Here is a 22,310-nt window from a genome sequence, read left to right as displayed (position 1 = left end):
TCAAGCGGCGCCCGCTCCGCCGCCGAGCGGGTACCGTCGTCCGGTGTGAGCCAGTTGCGCATCGCCACCTTCAACCTGTTGCACGGTCAGCCGCTCGCCCCGGACGGCGGTCCGCGGCCCTTCCCGGCCGATCCGGACGCGCCGCTGGCCGAGGCGGTGGCCGCCCTGGACGCCGACGTCCTGGCACTCCAGGAGGTGGACCGGTACCAGGCCCGCTCCGGCGGCACCGACCAGACGGCGGCGGCCGCCAAGGCGATGGGCGCGGCGGACTGGCGGTTCGCCGCCGCGCTGCACGGCCGCCCGGCCCCGGTGGCCGGCTGGCTGCCCGACCCCGCGGCGCCGCCCGGGATCCAGGTGTACGGGCCGGGCGAGGTCGGCGACCATGCCCCGCCCTCGTACGGCACCGCGCTGCTGACCCGGCTGCCGGTCCGGCACTGGCGGGCCCGGCGGTTCGCCCCGGCGCCGTTCGGGCTGCCGCTGCGGGTGGCCGGGCGGCGTGGGCTGACGCCGGTCCCGGACGAGCCGCGGGCGGCGCTGGCGGCCGTCCTGGAGGGCGGGCGCGGCCCGTTCACGGTGGTGGCCGCGCACCTGTCCTTCGTGCCGGGATGGAACATGGCGCAGCTCGCCGCGATCCGGCGGTGGATCGCGGACCTGCCCCGGCCCTACCTGGTGCTGGGGGACTTCAACCTGGTCGGCGCGGTGCCCCGGACGGTCCTGGGCGGGGCGGCCGCGCTGGAGCGCACCGCACCGCGGGCCCGGGTCCGGGTCCGCGAACTGCGGGAGGCCCGGCGGGCCCGGCCGGCGCTGGTGGAGCCGCGCCGCCGGCGGGTGCGCGAGCCGCGGGCCCGGCTGCAGGGCTGGCAGGACCTGGCCCGCACGCCCACCTACCCCTCGCACCGGCCGGCGGTGCAGTTCGACCACGTGCTGGCGGTGGGCGTGCCGCGGGCAGCCGTCGGCCCGGCGGCCGCACCGCGGACGGCGGTCTCGGACCACCGCCCGCTGGTGGTGCGGGTCAGCCTCTGACCGGCCCGGACCCCGGCCGGCTCAGGCCCTGGGCTGCGCCGCCAGCCCGTTCTGGTGCGGCAGGTGGGCGCCCGGCGGTACCGGGGGGTCGTACTGGAGCAGCAGCATCGCCGCGTCGTCGCCGAGCTGGCGGCCGACGTGGCGCACCACGTCCTCGTGCAGCCGCTGCAGGACGTCCACCGGGTTCCCGTCCGCGCACCGCGGCAGCCGGTCGGCGAGCGGGTAGAAGGTACCGGCCCGGTCCCGGGCCTCGATCACGCCGTCGGTGAAGAGCAGGACGCGATCGCCCCGGCGCAACGGGATCCGGTGCACCGGCGGTCGGACGTCGGCCGGGTCGAGCACGCCGAGCGGGGGCACCGTCTCGGCCAGCTCCAGCTGCCGGACCGGCTCGCCGCCGCGCAGCAGCAGCGGCGCGGGGTGGCCGCAGTTGACGATCTCGGCGGTGCCGTCGGGGCGGATCCCGATCAGCACCAGGGTGACGAACTCCTCCTCGACTCCTGGGTGGTCGTTCTCGTGCAGCGCGCGGTCGAGGCTGACGGCGAGCCAGCCGGCCACCCGGTCCAGCGCAGGCTCCTGGTGGGCGGCCTCGCGGAAGGCGCCGAGCACGGCGGCGGCGGTCTCCACCGCGCCGAGCCCCTTGCCCCGGACGTCGCCGACCACGGCCCGGACGCCGTGCCGGGTGTTGACCACCTCGTAGAGGTCCCCGCCGATCCTGGCGTGCGCGGCGGCGGCCTCGTAGTGGACGGCGGCCCGGACGGTGCCGACCCGCTCGGGGACCGGACGCAGCAGCACCCGACGGGCGATCGAGGCGACCAGCTGGGCGTCGGCGAGCGCCTTCTCCTGGCGCAGCCGCAGGGTGGCGCTGACCCAGCCGATCACGGCGACCAGCACGATGGCGAAGACGGTGGCGCCGTGCACCGACTCGCCCAGCACGTCGTTGTGGAAGGCCATCAGGAAGGCGGCGGCCTCCGTGCAGAGGCCGATCGCGAGCGGGTACCAGGTTCGGTGGCTGACCACGGCGGCCAGCGCGGGGACGGCGGTGAGGGCCGGTTCGACGGTCACCGCGGCATCAGTGAAGTAGTCGAGGACGACGACCAGCGCCATGCCGATGAACGGCAGCGACAGTGCCGTCCTCGGCCAGGTGCCGGTCGCGCCCGGAGCGGCCCCCGGGGTCGGCCCGGCGAACCGCTCTCTGATCCATCCGGTCGCGCTCAACTTCGGTCTCTCCAGCAGAAGACGCCGATGCCCTTGGGCACCTGCGGTGATGACGGAGGGTTAGGGGATACGGGCCTCGCTGGCGGCCGGAGCACGGGGGTTGACCGGTTACCGACCCCACAATAGGCGCGAAACGTGCACTACGCACAGGTTTCGCCCGTTGCCATGATGAGTTGGATGCTCTCCGTGACTCATTCTTCACTGTTCCCGATCAGGAGCCGTTCCAACGTCTTTCGGTCGGGAAGTCCTGCCGGTTGTTCGACCCGGCCGCTGCGGACGTACAGGAACGACGCGGTGACCTGCTCCAGCGGAACCCCCGACTGTTCGGCCCAGGCGACCCGGTAGACCGCGAGCTGGAGCGGATCGGCGGTCTCCTCCCGGTGCGTCTTCCAGTCCACCACTTCGTAGCGTGACGCGCCGCCGGATTCTGACCCGCCGTCACCGTACCGGTAGACCGCGTCGATCCGGCCGCGCACCACCCGGCCCGCCAGTACCAGCTGGAACGGCGCCTCCACCCGGTAGGGCGTCCGGTTCGCGTACGGGGTGCGCAGGAACGCCTCCTTGAGCCGCTCCAGGTCCTGCTCGTCCTCGATGCCGTCGTCGTCGGCGCCGGGCAGCGCCCCCGGCTCGACCAGCAGCAGCGGCTCGATCCGGGACTGCACCCAGGCGTGGAAGCGGGTGCCCCGGCGAGCCGCGGGCTGCGGCGGGCGCGGCATCGGGCGGGCGAGGTCGTGCGCGAAGCCGTCCGGATCGGCGGCCAGCCGCATCAGCTGGGTGGCGGAGAGCGTCGCCGGCAGCGGCACGTCGCGGACACTGCGCCGGGAGCGCGCGAGCTCGCCGAGCAGGGCCGTCAGGTCGCGGTCCCAGGACTCCACCAGACGGCGGTCCTCGGCGGCCATCGGCTCCGGCTCGGGCGCGGGCCGCCCGGCGAGGCGCCGGTGCACCACCTCGGCGACCTGGCGGCGGGCCTGCTGGGCGGCCGGGTCCAGCGGCAGCGGCCACGGCCGCTCGACCGGCGCGGCCAGGGCCGGGTTCCCGGCACCCTTCTCCGGCGGCTCGGCCCAGTGCTCGATCTCGCCCGCGCCGGGCTGCTCGCAGTGCTCCCGCAGCTGCTCCAGGAAGGCGGACGGGCCGCGCGGGGTCTTCTGGCTGGGGCCCCACCAGTGCCCGGAGGCGAGCAGCAGCGAGCGCGGCCGGGTGAAGGCGACGTAGCCGAGCCGCAGCTCCTCGGTGCCGGAGTGCTCGGCGAGCGCCTGCTTGAAGGCCGCCATCGACTTGGCGTTCCAGCCTCCGCGGACGTCGGGCAGGGTGGCCGCGTCGCCGCGCAGGGCGTGCGGGAGCACCCGCTTGGTGCTGGTCCAGCGCTCGCGCGCGGTCGAGGACGGGAACGCGCCCCGTACCAGGCCGGGGACGGCGACCACGTCCCACTCCAGGCCCTTGGACTTGTGCGCGGTGAGCACCTTCACGGTGTCCTCCCCGCCGGGCAGGCTGCTGTCCAGGCCGCGCTCGTACTCCTGGGCGGCGCGCAGGAACCCGAGGAAGGCCGCCAGCCCCGGATCGCCGTCCAGGTCGGCGAAGCCGGCCGCGACGTCCAGGAAGGCGTACAGGGTCTCCCGCCGGCGGGCGGCCAACGCCTTCGGGGAGGCTGCGAGTTCGACCTCCAGGCCGGTGACGGCGAGCACCCGGTGCAGCACGTCCATCAGCGGCTCGGCGAGCGAGCGGCGCAGCTCGCGCAGTTCCCGGGCGAGCCGGGCGAAGCGCGAGCGGGCCTCGGGCGAGAACGGCAGGTCGTCGGGCTGCTCGCCGTCCGGTCCGGACGGGGCGGTCAGGAAGGTCTCCAGCGCGTCGGCCAGCGAGACCACCTCGGTCGGGTCGGTCTCGGCCACGGCGGCGGCCAGCGCCTCGACGCCCTCCGGCCGGTCGGTGCGGACCAGCTCGGCGGCACGGCGGCCGAGCAGCGCGAGGTCGCGCGGGCCGATCCGCCAGCGCGGACCGATCAGCAGCCGCACCAGCGCGGCGTTGGCGGTCGGGTCCTGGAGCACCTCGCAGACCGCCACCAGGTCCGCCACCTCGGGCAGCTGGAGCAGGCCGCCGAGGCCGACCACCTCGACCGGCACCTCCCGGGCGACCAGCGCCGCATGGATGTCGGGGAAGGCCGCGCCGCCGCGGCAGAGCACGGCGATCCGGCCGGGGGCGGTGCCGGTGGCGACCAGGTGGGCGATCGAGTCGGCCAGCCAGTCGACCTCCTCGGCGTGGGTCGGCAGCAGCGCGGCCCGGACGTAGCCGTCCTGCTCGGCCCCCGGGGCCGGGCGCAGTGCCTCGACGCCCTCGTGCATGGCGCGCAGCGGCGCGGCCAGCGCGTTGGCGAAGGCGAGCAGCCGCCCGCCGCTGCGGCGGTTCTCGCTCAGCGCGTACCGGGCGGCGGGGCCGCCGCCGGCCCGCGGGAAGTGCCGGGGGAACTCGTCCAGGTTGGCCACCGAGGCGCCGCGCCAGCCGTAGATCGCCTGGCACGGGTCGCCGACGGCGGTCACCGGGTGGCCGCTCCCCCGCCCGTCCGGGCCGGCGCCGAACAGCCCGGCCAGCATCAGCCGCTGGGCGACCGAGGTGTCCTGGTACTCGTCGAGCAGCACCACCTTGAACTGGCCGCGCAGCAGCTCGCCGACCTCGGGGCGCTGCTGGGCGAGCCGGGCGGCGGCGGCTATCTGGTCGCCGAAGTCCATCAGTCCGGCGGCGGCCTTGCGGCGCCGGTACTCCTCGACCAGGCGGAGCAGCTCCAGCCGGGCCCGGGCGGCACCGGGGACGGCCCGCAGGTCCTCGTTGGTGAGCTTGGCCGTGGCCAGGGTGTCGAGCAGTTCCTCGTCGAAGGCGCGCAGCGCGTCCGGCTCGACCAGGTGCTCGGCGAGCTCGCCGTCCAGCGCCGTCAGGTCGGCGACCAGGTTGGCGAAGGTCCCGGTGAGGGCCGGGAACGGGCCCCGGGCGGTGCGCAGCACCTTGGCGGCGAGCTGGAACCGGGTGGCGTCGGCGAGCAGCCGCACGTCGGGCTCGATGCCGATCCGCAGGCCGTGCTCCTTGAGCAGGCGGCCGGCGAAGGCGTGGTAGGTGGAGATCTCCGGCACGCCGGGCGGCTCCCCGTCCGCCTCGGCGATCGCCCGCAGCAGGGCCGAGCGGACGCGCTCGGCGAGCTCGGCGGCGGCCTTGTTGGTGAAGGTGAGGCCGAGCACCTCCGAGGGAGCCACCGCGCCGGAGCCGACCAGCCAGACCACCCGGGCGGCCATCACGGTGGTCTTGCCGGAGCCGGCGCCGGCCACGATCACGGCCGGTTCCAGCGGGGCGCCGATGGCCGCCATCTGCTCCCGGTTGAAGGGGATGCCGAGCAGGTCCTTGAGCTGGTCGGGATGGCTGAGCACGGCGGTCACCCCGCAACGTTAACGGGGTGCACCGACACGCCGGACCGCCGGCGGGAGTGACCCTCGCTACTCCGCGCCCCTCCCCCGGCCCCTACTCGACGAGCTGGGCGCCGTCCCGCTGGGCCGAGCAGCTGCGGCGGAACGAGCAGCGGTCGCAGCCGCCGCCGGTCCGCGGCACGAAGCGCTCGGCGAGCACCTTCCCCGCCGCCTCGGCGAGCAGGTTCTCGATCCACGGCTCGCCCTCGGGCGGCTCCTGGCGCTGCACCTTCGGCACGTCCGGGCCGGACTTGTCCGGCTTGCGGAGCTGCACCAGCTCGGCGCCGCCCGACGCGGGCACCCCGCCGTCGAAGCCCGGCAGCTCGTTCAGCGCGCCCGCCCGGACGGCCAGCTGGTACACGGCGAGCTGCTTGTGGTCGGGCAGCGACTTGTCGGTCGGCACCTCCCTGCCGGTCTTGAAGTCGACCACGTAGGCGCGCCCGGCCTCGTCCTTCTCGACCCGGTCCATCGAGCCGCGGATCCGCACCCGGACCCCTCCCGCGTCCAGGGTGACGTCGAAGCCGTGCTCGGTGGCGACCACGTCCCGGCCGCGCTCCAGCACGTGCCAGTTGAGGAAGCGCTCCAGCGCCGCCCGCGCCTCGGTCTTCTCCTGCTGGGACTTCCAGGGCGCGTCGAAGGCCAGCGCGTCCCACACCGTGTCCAGCCGCTCCATCAGGACGGCGAGGTCGGCCGGCGTGCGGCCGGAGCCGACCTCGTCCGCGAGGGCGTGCACCACGTTGCCGAAGCCCTGGGCCGCCGAGCCCACGGTCCGCGCCTTGACCTCCTTGTCCAGGAACCACTGCAGCGAGCAGTTCTCCAACTGCTCCAGGCCGCTGCCGGAGAGCCGGACCGGCAGGTCGGCGCTGCGCAGCGGCTCCGGGGCGGCGGTGACGTCGTCCAGGCCCCACCAGCGGTCGGGGTGGGCGGCCGGCACCAGCGGCAGGCCGTCCTCGTCGGTGGCCAGCGCCAGGGTGGCGAGGCGCTCGGCGGCGGCGCGGCGCAGCTCGGGCGAGCGGGCCGGATCGACGGTGACCGCGCGCAGCTCGGCGACCAGCGCGGCGACCGAGAGCGGGCGGCGCGGGCGATGGGTGACGTCCTCGACGGTGGCCGGCGGGGTGCGGCGCAGCACCCGGCCGGTCCTGGGGTCGACCTCCTCCCGGTAGAGCTCGCGCAGGAAGCGGGACGGCTCGTCGCCGTCCTCGGCGGGTGCCTTGACGGCGGTGACGATCAGCCGCTCCTTGGCCCGGGTGGCGGCGACGTAGAAGAGCCGGCGCTCCTCGCCGAGCAGCGCGGCCGGGGAGAGCGGTTCCGCGAGGCCGTCGCGGCCGATCCGGTCCGCCTCCAGCAGCGAGCCGCGGCGGCGCAGGTCCGGCCAGAGGCCCTCCTGGACGCCGGCCACCACGACCAGGCGCCACTCCAGGCCCTTGGAGCGGTGCGCGGTCATCAGCCGGACGGCCTCCGGGCGGACGGCCCGCACCGTGAGCGTGTCGGCGGCGATGTCCTGGGCCTCCAGCTCGGCGAGCAGGTCGAGGGCGCTGCGGTGGCCGGTGACCTGCTCCTCGGCGCGGGCGGCGGTCTCGAACAGCGCGCAGAGCGCGTCGAGGTCCCGGTCGGCGTTGCGGCCGGCCGCGCCGCCGCGCAGCGCGGCCCGCTCCAGGCGCTCGCGCCAGCGGCGGCTGCCGTCCCAGAGCTCCCAGAGCGCGTCCTCGGCGGTGCAGCCGCCGGCCAGCCGCTCGCGGACCTTGCGCAGCAGCATGCCGAGGTCCCGGGCGCGCCGGGCGTACCCGGGGTCGAGCGCGATCAGCCGCTCCGGCTCGCCGAGGGCCTCCCGGATCAGCTCCCCGGCCGGGCGCGGCACGGCTGCGGGCCGGCCCTCGGCGCGCAGCGCGGCCCGCTCCTCCTCGCGCAGGGCCCGGCCCAGGCGCCGCAGGTCGGAGCCGTCCATGCCGCCGAGCGGGCCGGTGAGCAGGGTGTGGGCCAGCTCGGTGGTGAGCGGGTCGGGGGCGTCGGGGCCGGCGTGCCGGTCCCGGGCGGCCTGCTCGGCGCAGACCCGCAGGGCGAGCAGCAGCTGGGCGACGGCGGGCTCCTCGCGCAGCGGCAGGTCGTCCCCGTCTATCTCCAGCGGAACGCCGGCCGCACTGAGCGCCCGCCGCACGCCGGGGATGGAGCGGCCCCCGGCCCGGACCAGGACGGCCATCTCCCCCCACGGCACGCCCTCCTCCAGGTGGGCGCGGCGCAGCAGGTCGGCGATCGAGTCGAGCTCGGTGCCCGGGGTGGGGTAGGTGTACACCTCGACCCGGCCCCCCTCGCGGGAGGGCAGCAGGGCGCGGTGCTGGGCGAGCTTGTCGGCGGGCAGCCGGCCCATCGGCATCCGGCGGGCCAGCTCCCGGGAGGCGGCCAGCAGGACGGCGCCGGAGCGCCGGGAGACCCGCAGCACCCGGACGTCGGCGGGAGCGCCGTCGGCCCGCGGGAAGGCCTGGGGGAACTCCAGGATGCCGTTGATGTCGGCGCCCCGGAACGCGTAGATCGACTGGTCCGGGTCGCCGACCGCGACCAGGTCGCGCCCGCCGCCGGCCAGCCGGCGCAGCAGCCGGACCTGGGCGGGGTCGGTGTCCTGGTACTCGTCGACGAAGACCACGTCGTACCGCCCGCGCAGCTGCTCGCCGACCTCGGGGCGCTCGGCCAGCAGCACCGCGCGGTGGACCAGCTCCGCGTAGTCCAGGACGCCGCGCAGGTCGAGCACGTCCAGGTAGTCGGCGAGGAAGTGCGCGGCGGCGGCCCAGTCGGGGCGCCGGACGCCCTCGGCGAAGCGCGCCAGCTCCGCCTCGCCGAGGCCCAGCTCACGGCTGCGGGCGAGCACGGCGCGGACCTCGTCGGCGAAGCCGCGGGTGGTCAGGCAGGCCCGCAGGTCGAGCGGCCAGGCGATGCGGGGGCTGCCGAGCCTGGCGTCCTCGGCACCGCCGGCCAGCAGCTCGCGGACCATCACGTCCTGCTCGGGCCCGGAGAGCAGCCGCAGCGGCTCGGCGTAGTCGTGCGGGTCCTGGTGGGCGCGGAGCAGGGCGTAGCAGAAGGAGTGGAAGGTGGTGGCCTGGGGGGCGGCGGCCGAGGCGCCGAGCCGCCCGGACATCCGGTCGCGCAGCTCCATCGCGGCCTTGCGGCTGAAGGTCAGCACCAGGATCCGCTCGGGGTCGGTGCCGCGCTCGATCCGCCGGGCGACGGCCTCCACCAGCGTCGTGGTCTTGCCCGTTCCGGGCCCGGCCAGCACCAGCAGCGGGCCGCCCGCGTGCTCGACGACGGCGCGCTGGTAGTCGTCCAGCACGGGCGGGTCGGGCTGTGCGAGGGGGCTGCGCACCAGACGGTAGGGGGAGCTCACGGATGTCCTGGGGGTTGTGCTGCGGGCCACGGACGGCGGGCCCCGCCGGGGGCCCGCCGTATCGAGCCTACGATCCTGCCCCGTCATTCCCGTCCGCGCACCCGCTTCGGCTCAATCCCCCGCGAACCGGCCGTCCCAGCGGGCACGCCCGAGGTCGACCCGGGGAGGGTCGGCGAGCTCGCGCATCGGCGTACCCTCGTCGCCGTAGTGGGCGAGGGCGCGCTGCTCGTGGCCGGGCAGCAGCCGGCCGTCGGCCCGGATCACCCGCCACCACGGCACGGCGCCGCCGTAGAGGGCCATCACCCGGCCGACCTGCCGGGGGCCGCCCTGGCCGAGGTACTCGGCAACGTCCCCGTAGGTCATCACCCGGCCGGGTGGAATCCGCTCGGTCAGGTCGAGCACCAGTTCGGCGAAGGGCGGCAGTCCGACCCGGCCGCCGTCGTCGTCAGCGTCCGTCACCTGCGGCATTCTTCCTCATAGGGGCGGAGCGGCGGTCCGGTACGAACGATCCGCCGCGCCCGATCCGCCCCCTGTCCAGCACGGGGCGCCGAGGCATGCCACCATCTTCGGGGCGGTGAGTGGTGATACGAGGACAAGACCAGATGACCGGGACGGCTGACGTGGGCGTGGACGAGGACTCCGACGAGTCCGCCGACGCGCGGTCCGCGGCACCCTCCGGCGCACCTGGCGCCGAGCCGCCGCCCGCAGTCTCCCTGATCAAGGACCGGACGATCAAGACCCCGCAGCAGACCGACGCCGGGGCCGCAGCGGCGCCCGGCACCGCACCCGTACCCGCGGCCGAGGCGGGGCAATCCGCCGTACCGGTCCAGCCACCCGCACCGGTCAACGGCCACGGCGCCGTCGCGGCCCACCAGCCGCCGGACCCGGCCGAGCCCGAGCCGAACGAGGCGGGCGAGCCCGAGGCGGCCGAGGCGGGCGAGGCGCCCGACGACACCCCGCACCTGGACGTCGACGAGCCGCTGCTCGCCGCCCGCGCGCACCGGCCGTCCGACCTGATCCGCTTCCTGGCCGGCGTCCTCGGCATCGTCGCCGTCTTCGTCCTGGCCGGCGTGGCGACCTCGACCACCACCGGCATCGAGATAGACATCGCCTCCAACGCACCGCGGTTCTCCCCGGTGCTCTCCACCATTACCGGCCTGGTCTCCAGCGTCGCCGTCCTCGCCGTCCCGCTCGCCTTCGCGGTCGAGCGGCTGATCAAACGCGACGGCCTGCGGGTCGCCGACGGCGTGCTCGCCTCGGTGCTCGCCTACGGGGTCTCGCTGGGCATCGACTGGTGGGTCGCCGAGGGCGCCTCCGAGCACATCCGGGAGGCCCTCACCCGGTTCCCGCTGGACAGCACCAGCACCCTGACCGACCCGGTGCACGGCTACCTGGCACCGGTGATCGCCTACATGACCGCGGTCGGCATGTCGAGCCGTCCGCGCTGGCGGGTCGCCCTCTGGGTGGTCGTCGTCTTCAGCGGGATCACCGAGCTGCTCGGCGGCTACACCACCCCGCTGTCGCTGGTGCTCACCGTCCTGATCGGCTGGTCCGTCGCCTACGGCACGCTGTACGCGATCGGCTCCCCGAACATCCGGCCCACCGGCCAGCACCTCATGATCGGCCTGCGCAAGGTCGGCTTCACCCCGGCCAGCGCCCACCGCGCCCAGGACGCGCCCGGCGGCACCCGCCGCTACTTCGTCGCCCAGCAGAGCGGCCCGCCGCTGGACGTCCACATCATCGACCGCGAACAGCAGGCGTCCGGCTTCTTCTACCGTGCCTGGCGGCGGCTGCGGCTGCGCTCGGTGGCCGTCCGGCGCAGCCCGCAGTCCCTGCGCCAGGCCCTGGAGCAGGAGGCGCTGATCGCCTACGCGGCCGCCGCCTCCGGTGCCCGCGCCCCGCAGCTGGTCGCCACCTCCGAGCTGGGGCCGGACGCCGCGATCCTGGTCTACGAGAACGTCGAGGGCCGCACCCTGGACGACCTCACCGCCGAGGAGGTCACCGACCAGGTGATGGCCTCGCTCTGGGAGTCCGTCGCCGCCCTGCACGAACGCCGGATCGCCCACCGCCGGCTCACCGGCGAGTCGCTGCTGGTCGTCGACGAGAAGACGGCCTGCCTGGTCAACCTCTCCGGCGGGGACATCGCCGCCACCGACCTGACGCTGCGCATCGACGTCGCCCAGCTGCTCACCACCTTCGCACTGCGGATCGGCCCGGAGCGGGCGGTCGCCACCGCCAACGGGGTGCTCGGACCGGACCGGGTCGCCCAGGCGCTGCCGCTGCTCCAGCCGGTCGGCATGAGCCGCTCCACCCGGGTGGACCTGAAGAAGCTGAGCAAGGAGCGGAAGGCCGCGGCCCAGGCCCGGGCGCTGGAACAGGTCGCCGCCGGCGAACGCACCCAGCAGCAGGCCGAGGAGGACATCGCGGCGGCCGGAGAGGACCTGCTCAGCCGGATCCGCGGCCAGATCCTCCAGATCGCCCCCGAGGCGCCGATGGAGCCGGCCAAGCTGGAACGGCTCAAGCCGAAGAGCCTGATCATGGTGATCGCGCTCACCTTCGCCGCCTACCTGGCGCTGACCACCATCAAGCCGGCCCAGCTCAAGCTCTCCCAGATGAACTGGGCCTGGGCGGCGGTGGCCCTCGCCGCGGCCGCCTTCAGCTACGTGGCCGCGTCGATGAGCCTGACCGGGTTCGTGCCGGAGAAGCTGCCGTTCCGGCGGACGGTGGCGGCCCAGCTGGCCGGGTCGTTCGTCAAGCTGGTCGCCCCGGCGGCGATCGGTGGCATCGCCTTGAACACCCGCTACCTGCAGAAGGCCGGGATCCGCTCCGGGCAGGCGGTGGCCTCGGTCGGCGCCTCCCAGCTGGCCGGGCTGGCCGGGCACCTGCTGTTGCTGTTCAGCTTCGGCCTGATCACCGGCAGCCAGAACAACGGGGACCTCTCGGCCTCCCGCGCGGTGATCATCGGCGTGCTGACCGCCGCCGTGCTCTCCCTGGTGATCGCGGCCGTCGCCCCGCTGCGGCGGTTCGTGCTGAACCGGCTGCGCTCGCTGTTCTTCGGCGTGGTACCGCGGATGCTCGACCTGATGCAGACGCCGAGCAAGCTGGTCACCGGCTTCGGCGGCATCCTGCTGCTGACCCTCTCCTTCACCGCCTGCCTGGACGCCTCGGTGCAGGCGTTCGGCGGCTCGATCAGCTTCTCGGCGGTCGCGGTGGTCTTCCTGACCGCCAACGCGGCCGGCTCCGCCATCCCCACCCCCGGCGGCATCGGCCCGGTCGAGGTCGCCCTGATCGGTGCGCTCACGGTCGCCGACGTGCCCCCGGCGGTCGCCACCCCGGCGGTCTTCCTCTACCGGGCGCTCACCTTCTGGCTGCCGGTGCTGCCCGGCTGGATCTCCTACAACGTGCTGCAGCGCAAGGGTGCGCTGTAGGGGCCGCCGGAGGGGGAGGGCACGCTGCCCCGAAGACGCCGAAGGGCCCGCCGGAGCGATCCGGCGGGCCCTTCGGCGTCTGCCGACGGACGCCCGTCAGTAGACCGGCTTGTGCGGCTCGATCTGGTTCACCCAGCCGAGCACGCCGCCGCCGAGGTGGACGGCGTTGGCGAAGCCGGCCGACTTCACCACGGCCAGCACCTCGGCCGAGCGCACGCCCGACTTGCAGTGCAGGACGATCTTCCGGTCCTGCGGCAGCGACTCCAGCGCGTTGCCCATCAGGAACTCGTTCTTCGGGATCAGCACGGCGCCGGGGATGTTGACGATCTCGTACTCGCCGGGCTCGCGGACGTCGACCAGGAAGATGTCCTCCTCGTCGTCCTGCCACTGCTTGAGCTGCTTCGAGGTGATCGTCGAGCCGGCGGCGGCGGCCTGCGCCTCCTCCGACACGACGCCGCAGAAGGCCTCGTAGTCGATCAGCTCGGTGACGGTGGGGTTCTCGCCGCAGAGCGCGCAGTTCGGGTCCTTGCGGACCTTCACCTGGCGGTAGTTCATCTCCAGGGCGTCGTAGATCATCAGTCGGCCGACCAGCGGCTCGCCGACGCCGGCCAGCAGCTTGATCGCCTCGGTGACCTGGATCGAGCCGATGGACGCGCAGAGCACGCCCAGCACGCCGCCCTCGGCGCAGGACGGGACCATGCCCGGCGGCGGGGCCTCCGGGTAGAGGCAGCGGTAGCAGGGGCCGTGCTCGGCCCAGAAGACGCTCGCCTGGCCGTCGAAGCGGTAGATCGAGCCCCACACGTACGGCTTGCCGAGCAGCACCGCGGCGTCGTTCACCAGGTAGCGGGTGGCGAAGTTGTCGGTGCCGTCCACGATCAGGTCGTAGCCGGAGAAGATCTCCATGACGTTGGAGTTGTCGAGGCGCTCCTCGTGGAGGACCACGTTGACGTAGGGGTTGATCTCCTTGACGGAGTCCCGCGCCGACTCGCCCTTGGAGCGACCCACGTCCGACTGGCCGTGGATGATCTGCCGCTGCAGGTTGGACTCGTCCACCACGTCGAACTCGACGATCCCCAGCGTGCCGACGCCCGCCGCGGCCAGGTACATCAGCGCCGGCGAGCCCAGGCCGCCGGCGCCCACACAGAGCACCTTGGCGTTCTTCAGCCGCTTCTGCCCGGCCATCCCCACGTCGGGGATGATCAGGTGGCGGGAGTACCTGCGGACCTCGTCAACGGTGAGCTCGGCGGCCGGCTCGACCAGGGGTGGCAGCGACACGGGGACTCCGATGGTCGTCGGTTCAGGTGGCCGGGGGCCAACCTCTTCGGACTTGCGCGACGCCACCGACGGGTGGCTCTGCTACGCCAACAGTGTCATGCCGCACCGGTATTCCGAGACAGCCCGTCCGATGGGCGAGACGGGCGCCCTCGGATGCTGGAACCGCAGCCGCCCCGGGGCCACCGCCGGTCGCGGGTCGTCCGAGGGCGAGCCGGCCCGCCCCACGGGGGCCGTACCGCCCTCGGACGGCGGGCGTGCCGGCGCCCGGCACGGCTCAGACCCGGCAGGCCGTCTCCAGCCAGACGTCGCCGAGCGACTCCTCCAGCGGCACCTGCGTCCGCCATCCGAGACGGTCCCGGGCGGTCCGCACGTCCGCCTGCCGCCACGGCACCGGCTCGCCCGCCGCGACCCTCCCCTCGCCCGGCCGCGGCTCCGGCCCCCGGTGGGCCGGCCCGTGGTGACCCAGGTGCGGAACGCCGTGCTCGGCCGGTCCGCCGGCTTGCGCGGGCAGCATGACCTGCCGGTTCTCCTCGACCACGGCTCCCTCGAAGCCCGATGCCCGGACCAGCAGCTGGGCCGCCTCCCGGGCCCGGACAGCGTGCCCGCTGCCGATGTTGATCACCCCGGTGGCCGCCGACACGGCAGCCGCCCGGATCGCCCGCGCGACGTCCCGGACGTCCACGAAATCCCGGTATCCGGACAGGTCCGGCATCCGCACCTGCGCCTCGTCCCGTTCCAGCGCCCGCCGCAGCCCCTCGGCCAGGCGCCCGAAGAGCGAGGCGGTCGGCGCGCCCGGGCCCACCACGTCGAACACCCGCAGCACCGCGGCGTCCAGCCCGGAGGCCAGCACCAGCTCCGTCCCGGCGAGCTTCGACACCCCGTACGGGCCGACCGGGCGCGGCTCGGCGCTCTCCGAGACCGGCACCCCGCCCGGCACCGGGCCGTACTCGGCCGCCGAGCCGACGTGCACCAGCCGGGCGGGCTCGCGGCTGCGCCGGATCGCCTCGCAGACGGTGGCGACGGCCAGCGTGTTGGCCCGGATCAGGGTGCGCGAGCTGCCGTAGGTGGCCCCCGCGCAGTTGATCACCACCTGCGGCGCGACCGCGTCCAGGAACCGGGCCAGCGCGCCCGGACTGCCGGCGGTCAGGTCGAAACGGATGTCGGCCGAGTCACGCCGGCCGAGCACCGTCACCTGCAACTCCTGGTCCACGAGCAGACGATCGGTGACCCGGCGGCCGATGAAGCCGTCGGCGCCCAGCAGCAGCACCCTCATCGGGGGCGTCCTTCCACGAAGCGAGGTCGGGTACGACCTGGCGGACAGAGTGTGAGACGGATGGTGAGACAGGGTTCGAGAACCGAGACAGGGTTCGCGAACGACGGGGAGGCCCGGGGCCGGCGGCCGCGGGAGCGGCACCGCCGGCCCGGCGGCCGGCCGGCGGCGGCGCTCAGCGGTGCGCACCGGCCCGGCCGAGCACCGGCCACGCGTACGCCAGCACCGCCAGCGCGACGGCCCCGCCGCCGAGCAGCCCGACCGCCGGGGCGGACCGGCCCAGCGCCGGCGGCAGCGCGGCGGCGACCGCCCCGGCCAGTGCGCCCAGCGCCGCGGCGCCGGTCCGGCCGCAGTGGGCCAGCAGCGCCGGCAGCACCAGCAGCAGCCCGAGCACGCCCTGCGCCGCCCACTGGGCGGGCTCGGCGCGCTCGACCGCCAGGTGGAGCAGCCCGCCGCCCTGGCCCGGCCCCGGGCGCGGCGCGACCGCGGTCAGCACCGCGAGCGCGGCGAAGCTGAGCACCGCGAGCACCGCCAGGTGCAGGGCGACCGCCACCGGCAGCACCGGGCGCATCCGGGCCCGGAACTCGGCGAGGGTTCCGGCGGCCCCCAGGTGGCCCCGGCCGACGTGCCGGAACCAGCGGGCGGCCCACTCGGCCGAGCCGGCCGACAGCGCGGCCGCCAGCACCAGCGCCGCCGTCACCCGGCCGTCACCCGGCCCGGCCCCGGACGCGACGAGCGGGAGCAGCAGCATCCCGGCCACCCCGGCGCCGTGGCCGAGCGCGGCCGGCCGCCACCGGCGGGCCGGCTCCCCGGGCGGTGCTCCGGCCGGCCAGGGCGCGGCCTGCGGGCCCAGCTCGCCCTCGGCGGCGGAGGCGGCGGCCTCCGGATCGACCGCGCCCGCCGCCACCCGGGCCGGCGGGGGCGGCGCCCCGGCCACCCCGGCCGGCAGCAGTACGAGCGGGAGCGCGGCAGGCAACAGCGCCGGCCACCGCCCACCGAGTCCGGCGGCCGCCGCGACCGGCAGGGCCGTCAGCACCGCCGACCGCAGCGGCCCGCCACAGCGCCGCGGCCGGTTCTCCGGCGGCCCGGCCCCCCGCAGCGCGGGCGGACGGCGCGGCACCCGGGCGTACAGCTCCTCCGCGAGCGAGAAGAGGTCAGCGTGCCGGCAGCGCGCGGCCGCCGCAGGGCCCAGCCCGGCCGCCTCCAGCCCGGCGGCGATCTCCAGCGGGTCGACGGCGCGCTCGCACAGCTCGCGGTGCTCCGCCATGACCTCCCGGACCGGATCGGCACCGGGGGCCCCGGCCGCCGCCCCCTCCCGGGCAGCCCGCGGGGCGGACATCAGACCGCCTCCGCGAGGGCACCCGCCCGGTCGGCCGCCGCACCGGCGCCGCCGTCGGCGGCCTCGCCGTCCGCCGCGCCCCCACCGACCGTGACGGCCGCCCGGTCCGCACCGGCCGGGCCGGCGCCCTCTCCGGCGCTCCCCGGGCCCCGGCGGTCGGCCAGCCAGTACTCGGCGGGCCGGGCGAACGGGCGCGGCGGCGCGGCGGCCGTACCGCCGGCCCCGGCCGCCGGGAAGGCCGGCCACTGCGAGACCAGCTCCAGATAGATCTCCCGGAAGGCTCCGATCACCGGCTCCACGGCGAAGCGTTCCTGCGCCCGCAGCCGCCCGGCGAGCCCCAGCCGGGCCCGCCGCTCCTCGTCGCGCAGCAGCGCGAGGCAGGCCGCGGCCAGCGCCTGCGGGTCCCGGGGCGGGACGAGCAGCCCGGTCGGGCCGACCACCTCCCGGGCCACCCCGACGTCGGTCGAGACCACGGCCCGCCCGCTCAGCATCGCGTCCGCCAGCAGGCCGGGCCCGCGCCGGGAGAGGGCCGAGAAGACGATCACCGTGCCGCCCTCCCAGGCCCGCGCCACCGACTCCGGCCGCCCGGCGAACTCCACCGCCCCGGCGACCCCCAGTCGCGCGGCCACCGCCTCGCAGTGCGCCCGGTAGCCGCGGACCGCCTCCTCCCCGTGGATCACCAGCCGCGCCGCGGGCAGCTCCGCGCGGACCCGCGCGAAGGCGTGCAGCGATAGTTCGGTGTCGTGCCCCGGCTCCAGCGCCCCGGCCCAGGCCAGGGTCGGGACGGCCGGCTCCGGGCCGGCCGCCGCCCGGGACACCGCCGGCGTTCCGTCGTAGACCACCCGGGTCCGCGCCGGGTCGGCGCCGCAGCGCCGCTGCCACTCCTGGTCGTGGGCGCTGCCGGGGGTGAGTATCGCGGCCTGCCGGTAGGTCTCCTCGGTGAGCGCCCGGAAGAAGGAGAGCAGCAGCGCCCGGACCGGCCACCGGTACGGCGCCTCGCGGTAACCGAGGTACTGCTCGCGCAGGTGCAGGCCGTGCTCGGTGACCACGAACGGCACCCCGTGCAGCCGCTTGGCCACCAGGGCGGGCAGGGCCGCCGGGCCGCCGCCGACCACGTGGCAGAGGTCCGCCGCGCCGAGGCCGCCGGGACCGGTGCCGTACCAGGGCGCGGAGAGCGGGCGCAGGCACTGCTCCAGCAGGTCCGCGGCCACCAGCACGTCGCAGACCAGCGGCTGCCCGGCCGAGGTGTCGGCGCCCGGGCCGCGCCAGACCCGCTCCAGGGTGCGGCGGGCGTGCGCGGAGGCCAGGAAAGCGGGCAGGGCGCCGTCCTCGGCGGCCAGCACGGCCAGCCGGTACAGGCCGGTGCCGAAGCCGGCCCGCTGCCCCGGCACCACCAGCGCCCGGACCAGTTCCTCGTACGCCCGTGCGTACTGGCGTCTGCGCAGCGCCCCGGGTGCCCGGCCGGCCGGGCGGCGCCCCCAGAGCGCCAGCTCGTGCACGCCGAGCCACCGCGCGCTCGGGCTCCCGGCGATCCCGGGCCCGGCCCGGCCGGCCAGGACGTACAGCTCGAAGTCGTGCTCCCGCAGGCCGTCGACCAGTCGGGCCGACCAGCCGCCGAGGACACGCTGGGGGTGCGGACGCGCACCCTCGGTGAGCAGAGCAACGCGCACGGGAGACCTCCAGGGCAGAGCGGATCGGGAGCGATCGACGGATTGGATGAGCGGCCACGGCCGGCGCCCGGGGCCCCGCGGGACGGCGCGAGGAGGGGCCCGGGGGTGGGGGAGCCCGGTCGGCCGGGCACACGGCGGTCCGGGCCGGCGGTCGCACCGGCCCTGCCGACCCGTCCGCCTGCGGCCACGCTCTCCGGACATTCCGGGGGTGCTCCGGTGGCCGCGACTCCCCCACACCAGTTCGGTCCGACAGCAGAAAGGTAGGACCGGCCTCCGGCAATCCATCGGTCACATGCCTGGCTGCCACCTGAACGAGTGAACCGGCGTGACCTCGCCGCGAACGGGGGCGTTACCGCCGCCCGGCCGGCGGGCGGGCGGTCCGCCGCCCGCCGGGCCCGCCGCCCGGCCCCGTACCGGCGGTGTCCGCGCCGCCCGGCGCCGGCGCGAGCGGCTACCGCCCGGCCGGCGCGAACGGCTCCCGATCGGCTCAGGCCCGGCCGAGCAGCTCCCGCACCGCGCGGGCCACCTCGTCGGGGTGCTCCATCATCGCCACGTGCCCGGAGTCCGGGAGGACCAGCAGCCGGGAGTCCTGGAAGGCCTCGCAGGCCCGCCGCGCCGAGCGGTAGGAGACCAGCTTGTCGCGCAGCCCGTAGACCAGCAGCGTCGGCACCTTCACCTGGCGGGCCTGCCGCCAGAGCGCCTGGTCGCCGCGCTCGGTGTACGCCGTGACGATGCCTCGCGCCGAGCCGACCATCGCCTGCATCGCGTGCGGCACCTCGATCCGCCGCCGGTACTCGGCGACCGCCTCGGCCCGGGTGGCCGGCGGCAGGGCGGCCGGGTCGCCGTAGACCAGCCGCAGCAGCCCCTCGGTCGCCTCCTCGGGGGTGCGGGCGTTGACCGGCAGCCGGCGCAGCAGGGCGGGGACGCCGGGCACCGCGAGCAGACCGGTCGGCCAGGCGTACCGCTGCGGCGGCAGCTCCGGCAGCGCGGGCGAGATCAGCGTGAGACTCCGCACCAGGTCCGGCCGGAGGGCGGCGAGCCGGACCGAGAGCGCTCCGCCGAGGGAGTTGCCGAAGAGGTGGACCGGGCCGCGGCCGGTCGCCTCCAGGTAGCCGATCAGCGCGCGGACGTGACCGTTGACCGTGAGGTTGCCGTCCGCCGGCGGCGCGGAGCGGCCGAAGCCGGGCAGGTCCACGGCCTCGCCGTCGAGCAGGCCGCCGAGCCGTGCCATGAGCGCCGTCCAGTTGGCGGCCGAGCCGCCGAGACCGTGCACGAAGAGGGCCGGCGCGCGCCCGTCGACGGGGCCGCCGTCCGCCTCGGGGCGGTGCACGGCGAGCACCGCCCCGGGCACCTCGACCGTGCGCCACGGTGCGGGCCGGCCGGCCTCCGGGCGTATCTGCTGCTCAGCGCTGCTCATGGTGGACGATGGTAGTGAGCCGCCGGCCACCCGGCCTCGGTCGGGACCGTCCGTCCCACTCCTTGTCGCACCACTGCCGTTGCCCGTGGTCAGCGCCGTATTGTGGGCTCCTGACAAGGGGGGTCCCTGCTTTTCTCAGGCTCGCCAAGTACGAACGCGGTTACCGAAAAGTAGAATCGGTCACCTTGCCAGCCCCGAACAACCCGTGAAGTGAGGAGCGCCGTGACGGCCATCCAGGAGGCGCAGGAGCGCCCGCGCGGTGCCCGCCTGCCGCGAAGCGCCCGCCGTGAACAACTGCTCGGTGCCGCCCAGGAGGTGTTCGTCGCGCAGGGTTACCACGCGGCCGCCATGGACGACATCGCCGACCGCGCGGGGGTCAGCAAGCCGGTGCTGTACCAGCACTTCCCCGGGAAGCTGGAGCTCTACCTGGCGCTGCTCGACAAGCACTGCGACGCCCTGGTCGAGTCGACCCGCGAGGCGCTGTCGACGACCACCGACAACAAGCTCCGGGTCGCGGCGACCATGGAGGCGTACTTCAACTACGTCTCCAGCGAGTCCGGCGCCTTCCGCCTGGTCTTCGAGTCCGACCTGACCAACGAGCCGGCCGTGCGCGAGCGCGTGGAGCGGGCCTCGGAGGCCAGCGCGACCCTGGTCAGCCAGGTCATCCAGGAGGACACCGACCTCCCCGAGGCCGAGTCCAAGCTGCTCGCCGCCGGCGTCTGCGGCCTGGCCCAGATCACCGCGCGCTACTGGCTCTCGCAGGGCCTGGAGATCCCGCGCGACGAGGCGGTCCGGCTGGTCGCGAGCCTGGCCTGGCGCGGTCTGAAGGGCTTCCCGATGCACCCCGGCGCCGAGTCGGCCGAGGCCCCGGCCGCGGAGCACTGAGCCGCGGGGTGATCGGCCGACCTTCGCCTCGGCCTTGATCCCGTGCTCTATGGTGAAGCCGTACGGCGCGGTCGCCGCGATCGCCTGTCCCAGGTGGTCCGGTACCGCGCGTGGATGGCTGCAACCCCGGAGGGACGGAAGCCGTGGAGGTCAAGATCGGCGTGCAGAACGCGCCGCGCGAGATCGTGATCGAGAGCTCGCAGACTGCCGATGAGGTCCAGAGCGCGGTCGCCAAGGCGCTGGAGGGCACCGAGAAGCTCTTCACGCTGACCGACGAGCACGGCCGCCGCGTCATCGTCCCGGCCGAGCGCCTGGCGTACGTGGAGATCGGCGAGCAGGCCGCCCGCAAGGTCGGATTCGGCACGCTCTGAGTCGTCGGACGGTGCCCCGTCCCCCACCGGGGGGCGGGGCACCGTCGCGTGTACGGCCGGGTGCACCGGGGTACGGCCAGGGGTGCGGACGCCCCGCGCCGCACGCCCGCAGCCCAGGGGAGGCACCCTTGCTGGTCGAGACGCTCGCCTTCGCCCTCGTCGGCCTGATCGTCGGCGCGGCCGCGCTGGTGTCACTGCCCGACCACTTCCCCGGCGGCCGGGCACTGACGGCGGGGACGGCCGTGGTGGCCGCACTGCTCGGCGGGGTGATCATGCACTTCACCCTGGACGGAGCGTTCCCGGGGGTCAGCATCGCGGTCTCCGCGATCGTCTCGGGCCTGCTCACCTCGGTCCTGGCCCGGCCGGACCTCGCGGAAGGGCGACTGCCCGCGCACCGGCACCAGCCGCGGCGGGCCGGCGGCGAACGCCACCCGCACCGGGTCGGCGGCGCGCACCGGCGACACCGGCACGCCTGACCTCCGCCCGCGGGGCCGGCCCGGCTCCAGCGGGCCCGGCGCCGGGGCGGGGCCCGACGCCGGGCGCAGGCGTCAGGAGGCGAGGCCCAGGGCGGCCATCCGCTTGGTGTGCGCCTCGGTGATCCGGTTGAACATCTTGCCGACCTCGACCAGGTCGAAGCCCTGCACCTGCACGCCGCCGACCAGCAGGTTGGAGAGCGCGTCCCGCTCGGCGACCACCCGCTGGGCCTGGCTGAGCGCCTCGCCCATCAGCCGGCGGCCCCAGAGCGCGAGCCGGCCGCCGGCCCGCGGGTCGGCCTCGATCGCCTGCCGGACCTTGTCGACGGCGAACTGGGCGTGGCCGGTGTCCGACATCACGCCGAGGACCAGCTCGCGGGTGTCGTCGTCCAGGCGGACGGCCACCTCGCGGTAGAAGTCGGTGGCGATCGCGTCGCCGACGTACGCCTTGACCAGGCCCTCCAGCCAGTCCGAGGGGGCGGTCATCCGGTGGAACAGCTCCAGCGGCTCGACGAACGGCCGCATCGCCTCCTGCGGGTCCGCACCCACCTCGGCCAGGCGGTCGTGCAGCCGCTGGTAGTGCTGGAACTCGGCGGAGGCCATCCGGGCCAGCGCCGCCTTGTCGGCGAGGTCCGGCGCGAGCTTGGCGTCCTCGGCGAGCCGCTCGAACGCGCTCAGCTCGCCGTACGCGAGGGCGCCGAGCAGGTCCAGCACGGCCGCGCGGTACCCCGGGTCGGCCGAGCAGCTCGCCCAGTCCCCGATCGAGCCGGCCGCGATGTCCTGCGTCTCACCATGCGTCTCCATGACCCGCCACCTTAGTCCGGCCGGGGCCTGCGCACACGCATGCCGCCGCCCGGCCGGGGGCGGCGGGCCCGGCCGCCCGGCACCTCCCGGAACGCCCGGGGCGGCACCGGGGGACCCCGGCCCCGGCGCGCCGCCGACGGGCGCCGCCACCTGGGGTGTCACCGGCGTCACGTGTTCGAGTCGTCGCGTGACTGTATGGTGGTAGGGAGACCCGTAGTGCTTGCACGGTGTCACCGCCGTCTCGGTGACCCCGGCCAGTCCGCTCCGAAGCGGCGCCGTCCGACGGACGTGCCCGCCCCGGAAGCCGGGTACTCACGTACGCGG

Annotated in this window: 15 protein-coding genes; 5 read left to right on the top strand and 10 right to left on the bottom strand. The window is 75.9% G+C overall.

The annotated features are described in order from the left end of the window. Nucleotides 1–45: 45 nt before the first annotated feature. Nucleotides 46–1,023 carry an endonuclease/exonuclease/phosphatase family protein gene (locus tag MCM47_RS33490; RefSeq protein ID WP_238950136.1) on the top strand — a complete coding sequence of 326 codons (978 nt, stop codon included), beginning with the start codon at nucleotides 46–48 and terminating at the stop codon, nucleotides 1,021–1,023. A gap of 21 nt (nucleotides 1,024–1,044) precedes the next feature. Here MCM47_RS33490 and MCM47_RS33485 read toward each other — a convergent pair whose 3' ends face one another. From MCM47_RS33485 to MCM47_RS33470, 4 genes are all read right to left on the bottom strand, one after another. Continuing rightward, nucleotides 1,045–2,238 carry a PP2C family protein-serine/threonine phosphatase gene (locus MCM47_RS33485; RefSeq protein ID WP_238950134.1) on the bottom strand — a complete coding sequence of 398 codons (1,194 nt, stop codon included), beginning with the start codon at nucleotides 2,236–2,238 and terminating at the stop codon, nucleotides 1,045–1,047. Between the two features lie 191 nt (nucleotides 2,239–2,429). Then, nucleotides 2,430–5,654, bottom strand: coding sequence for an ATP-dependent DNA helicase (locus tag MCM47_RS33480; RefSeq protein WP_238950132.1), 3,225 nt, complete (start codon nucleotides 5,652–5,654; stop codon nucleotides 2,430–2,432). 82 nt (nucleotides 5,655–5,736) lie between these two features. Further along, the gene (locus tag MCM47_RS33475) at nucleotides 5,737–9,141 is read right to left on the bottom strand and encodes an ATP-dependent DNA helicase (protein WP_255753143.1); all 3,405 of its coding nucleotides are present in this window, start codon (nucleotides 9,139–9,141) and stop codon (nucleotides 5,737–5,739) included. 24 nt (nucleotides 9,142–9,165) lie between these two features. Then, the gene (locus MCM47_RS33470; RefSeq protein WP_374209252.1) at nucleotides 9,166–9,522 is read right to left on the bottom strand and encodes an MGMT family protein; all 357 of its coding nucleotides are present in this window, start codon (nucleotides 9,520–9,522) and stop codon (nucleotides 9,166–9,168) included. 134 nt (nucleotides 9,523–9,656) lie between these two features. Here MCM47_RS33470 and MCM47_RS33465 point away from each other — a divergent pair, with 134 nt between their 5' ends. Beyond that, the gene (locus MCM47_RS33465) at nucleotides 9,657–12,482 is read left to right on the top strand and encodes a flippase-like domain-containing protein (RefSeq protein WP_238950126.1); all 2,826 of its coding nucleotides are present in this window, start codon (nucleotides 9,657–9,659) and stop codon (nucleotides 12,480–12,482) included. A 96-nt stretch (nucleotides 12,483–12,578) separates the two neighbouring features. Here the strand turns inward: MCM47_RS33465 and moeZ are convergent, their stop codons facing one another. From moeZ to MCM47_RS33440, 5 genes are all read right to left on the bottom strand, one after another. Beyond that, nucleotides 12,579–13,757, bottom strand: coding sequence for an adenylyltransferase/sulfurtransferase MoeZ (gene moeZ / locus MCM47_RS33460; protein WP_238950115.1), 1,179 nt, complete (start codon nucleotides 13,755–13,757; stop codon nucleotides 12,579–12,581). Nucleotides 13,758–14,031: 274 nt separating this feature from the next. Further along, nucleotides 14,032–15,030, bottom strand: a complete 999-nt coding sequence (locus MCM47_RS33455) for an NAD(P)-dependent oxidoreductase (RefSeq protein WP_238950113.1) — start codon at nucleotides 15,028–15,030, stop codon at nucleotides 14,032–14,034. A gap of 172 nt (nucleotides 15,031–15,202) precedes the next feature. After that, nucleotides 15,203–16,366 (bottom strand): hypothetical protein, encoded by a 1,164-nt coding sequence (locus MCM47_RS33450; RefSeq protein WP_238950103.1) that lies wholly within the window; start codon nucleotides 16,364–16,366, stop codon nucleotides 15,203–15,205. Beyond that, nucleotides 16,366–18,036 (bottom strand): DUF3492 domain-containing protein, encoded by a 1,671-nt coding sequence (locus tag MCM47_RS33445; protein WP_238950091.1) that lies wholly within the window; start codon nucleotides 18,034–18,036, stop codon nucleotides 16,366–16,368. The genes MCM47_RS33450 and MCM47_RS33445 overlap by 1 nt, the downstream gene beginning before the upstream one ends. A gap of 487 nt (nucleotides 18,037–18,523) precedes the next feature. Beyond that, the gene (locus MCM47_RS33440) at nucleotides 18,524–19,453 is read right to left on the bottom strand and encodes an alpha/beta fold hydrolase (protein ID WP_238950088.1); all 930 of its coding nucleotides are present in this window, start codon (nucleotides 19,451–19,453) and stop codon (nucleotides 18,524–18,526) included. Between the two features lie 222 nt (nucleotides 19,454–19,675). Between MCM47_RS33440 and MCM47_RS33435 the strand changes: the two genes are divergently transcribed. The 3 genes from MCM47_RS33435 (at nucleotide 19,676) to MCM47_RS33425 (ending at nucleotide 21,185) form a co-directional block, all read left to right on the top strand. Then, nucleotides 19,676–20,338, top strand: a complete 663-nt coding sequence (locus MCM47_RS33435; protein ID WP_238950086.1) for a TetR/AcrR family transcriptional regulator — start codon at nucleotides 19,676–19,678, stop codon at nucleotides 20,336–20,338. A 143-nt stretch (nucleotides 20,339–20,481) separates the two neighbouring features. Continuing rightward, nucleotides 20,482–20,709, top strand: coding sequence for a DUF3107 domain-containing protein (locus MCM47_RS33430; RefSeq protein ID WP_238950083.1), 228 nt, complete (start codon nucleotides 20,482–20,484; stop codon nucleotides 20,707–20,709). A gap of 128 nt (nucleotides 20,710–20,837) precedes the next feature. Then, a complete protein-coding gene (locus MCM47_RS33425; RefSeq protein ID WP_238950081.1) occupies nucleotides 20,838–21,185 on the top strand; it encodes a hypothetical protein in 348 nt (115 codons plus the stop codon). A gap of 72 nt (nucleotides 21,186–21,257) precedes the next feature. On the opposite strand, the gene MCM47_RS33420 is transcribed toward MCM47_RS33425, so the two are convergent. Continuing rightward, complete coding sequence (locus MCM47_RS33420; RefSeq protein ID WP_238950078.1) at nucleotides 21,258–21,986, bottom strand: ferritin-like fold-containing protein; 729 nt, start codon at nucleotides 21,984–21,986, stop codon at nucleotides 21,258–21,260. Nucleotides 21,987–22,310: the final 324 nt, after the last annotated feature.

The sequence above is a fragment of the Kitasatospora sp. A2-31 genome (assembly GCF_022288725.1).
In the GTDB taxonomy this organism is placed as follows: domain Bacteria; phylum Actinomycetota; class Actinomycetes; order Streptomycetales; family Streptomycetaceae; genus Kitasatospora.
Note: the sequence above shows the minus strand (reverse complement) of the source record. Positions and strands in the feature narration are given on the sequence as shown.

Coding starts and splice junctions, on each gene's coding strand:
- MCM47_RS33465 (WP_238950126.1), top strand. CDS start 9,657: ATGACCGGGACGGCTGACGTGGGCGTGGACGAGGACTCCGACGAGTCC.
- MCM47_RS33440 (WP_238950088.1), bottom strand. CDS start 19,453: ATGAGCAGCGCTGAGCAGCAGATACGCCCGGAGGCCGGCCGGCCCGCA.
- MCM47_RS33420 (WP_238950078.1), bottom strand. CDS start 21,986: ATGGAGACGCATGGTGAGACGCAGGACATCGCGGCCGGCTCGATCGGG.
- MCM47_RS33455 (WP_238950113.1), bottom strand. CDS start 15,030: ATGAGGGTGCTGCTGCTGGGCGCCGACGGCTTCATCGGCCGCCGGGTC.
- MCM47_RS33475 (WP_255753143.1), bottom strand. CDS start 9,141: ATGACGGGGCAGGATCGTAGGCTCGATACGGCGGGCCCCCGGCGGGGC.
- MCM47_RS33450 (WP_238950103.1), bottom strand. CDS start 16,366: ATGTCCGCCCCGCGGGCTGCCCGGGAGGGGGCGGCGGCCGGGGCCCCC.
- MCM47_RS33470 (WP_374209252.1), bottom strand. CDS start 9,522: ATGCCGCAGGTGACGGACGCTGACGACGACGGCGGCCGGGTCGGACTG.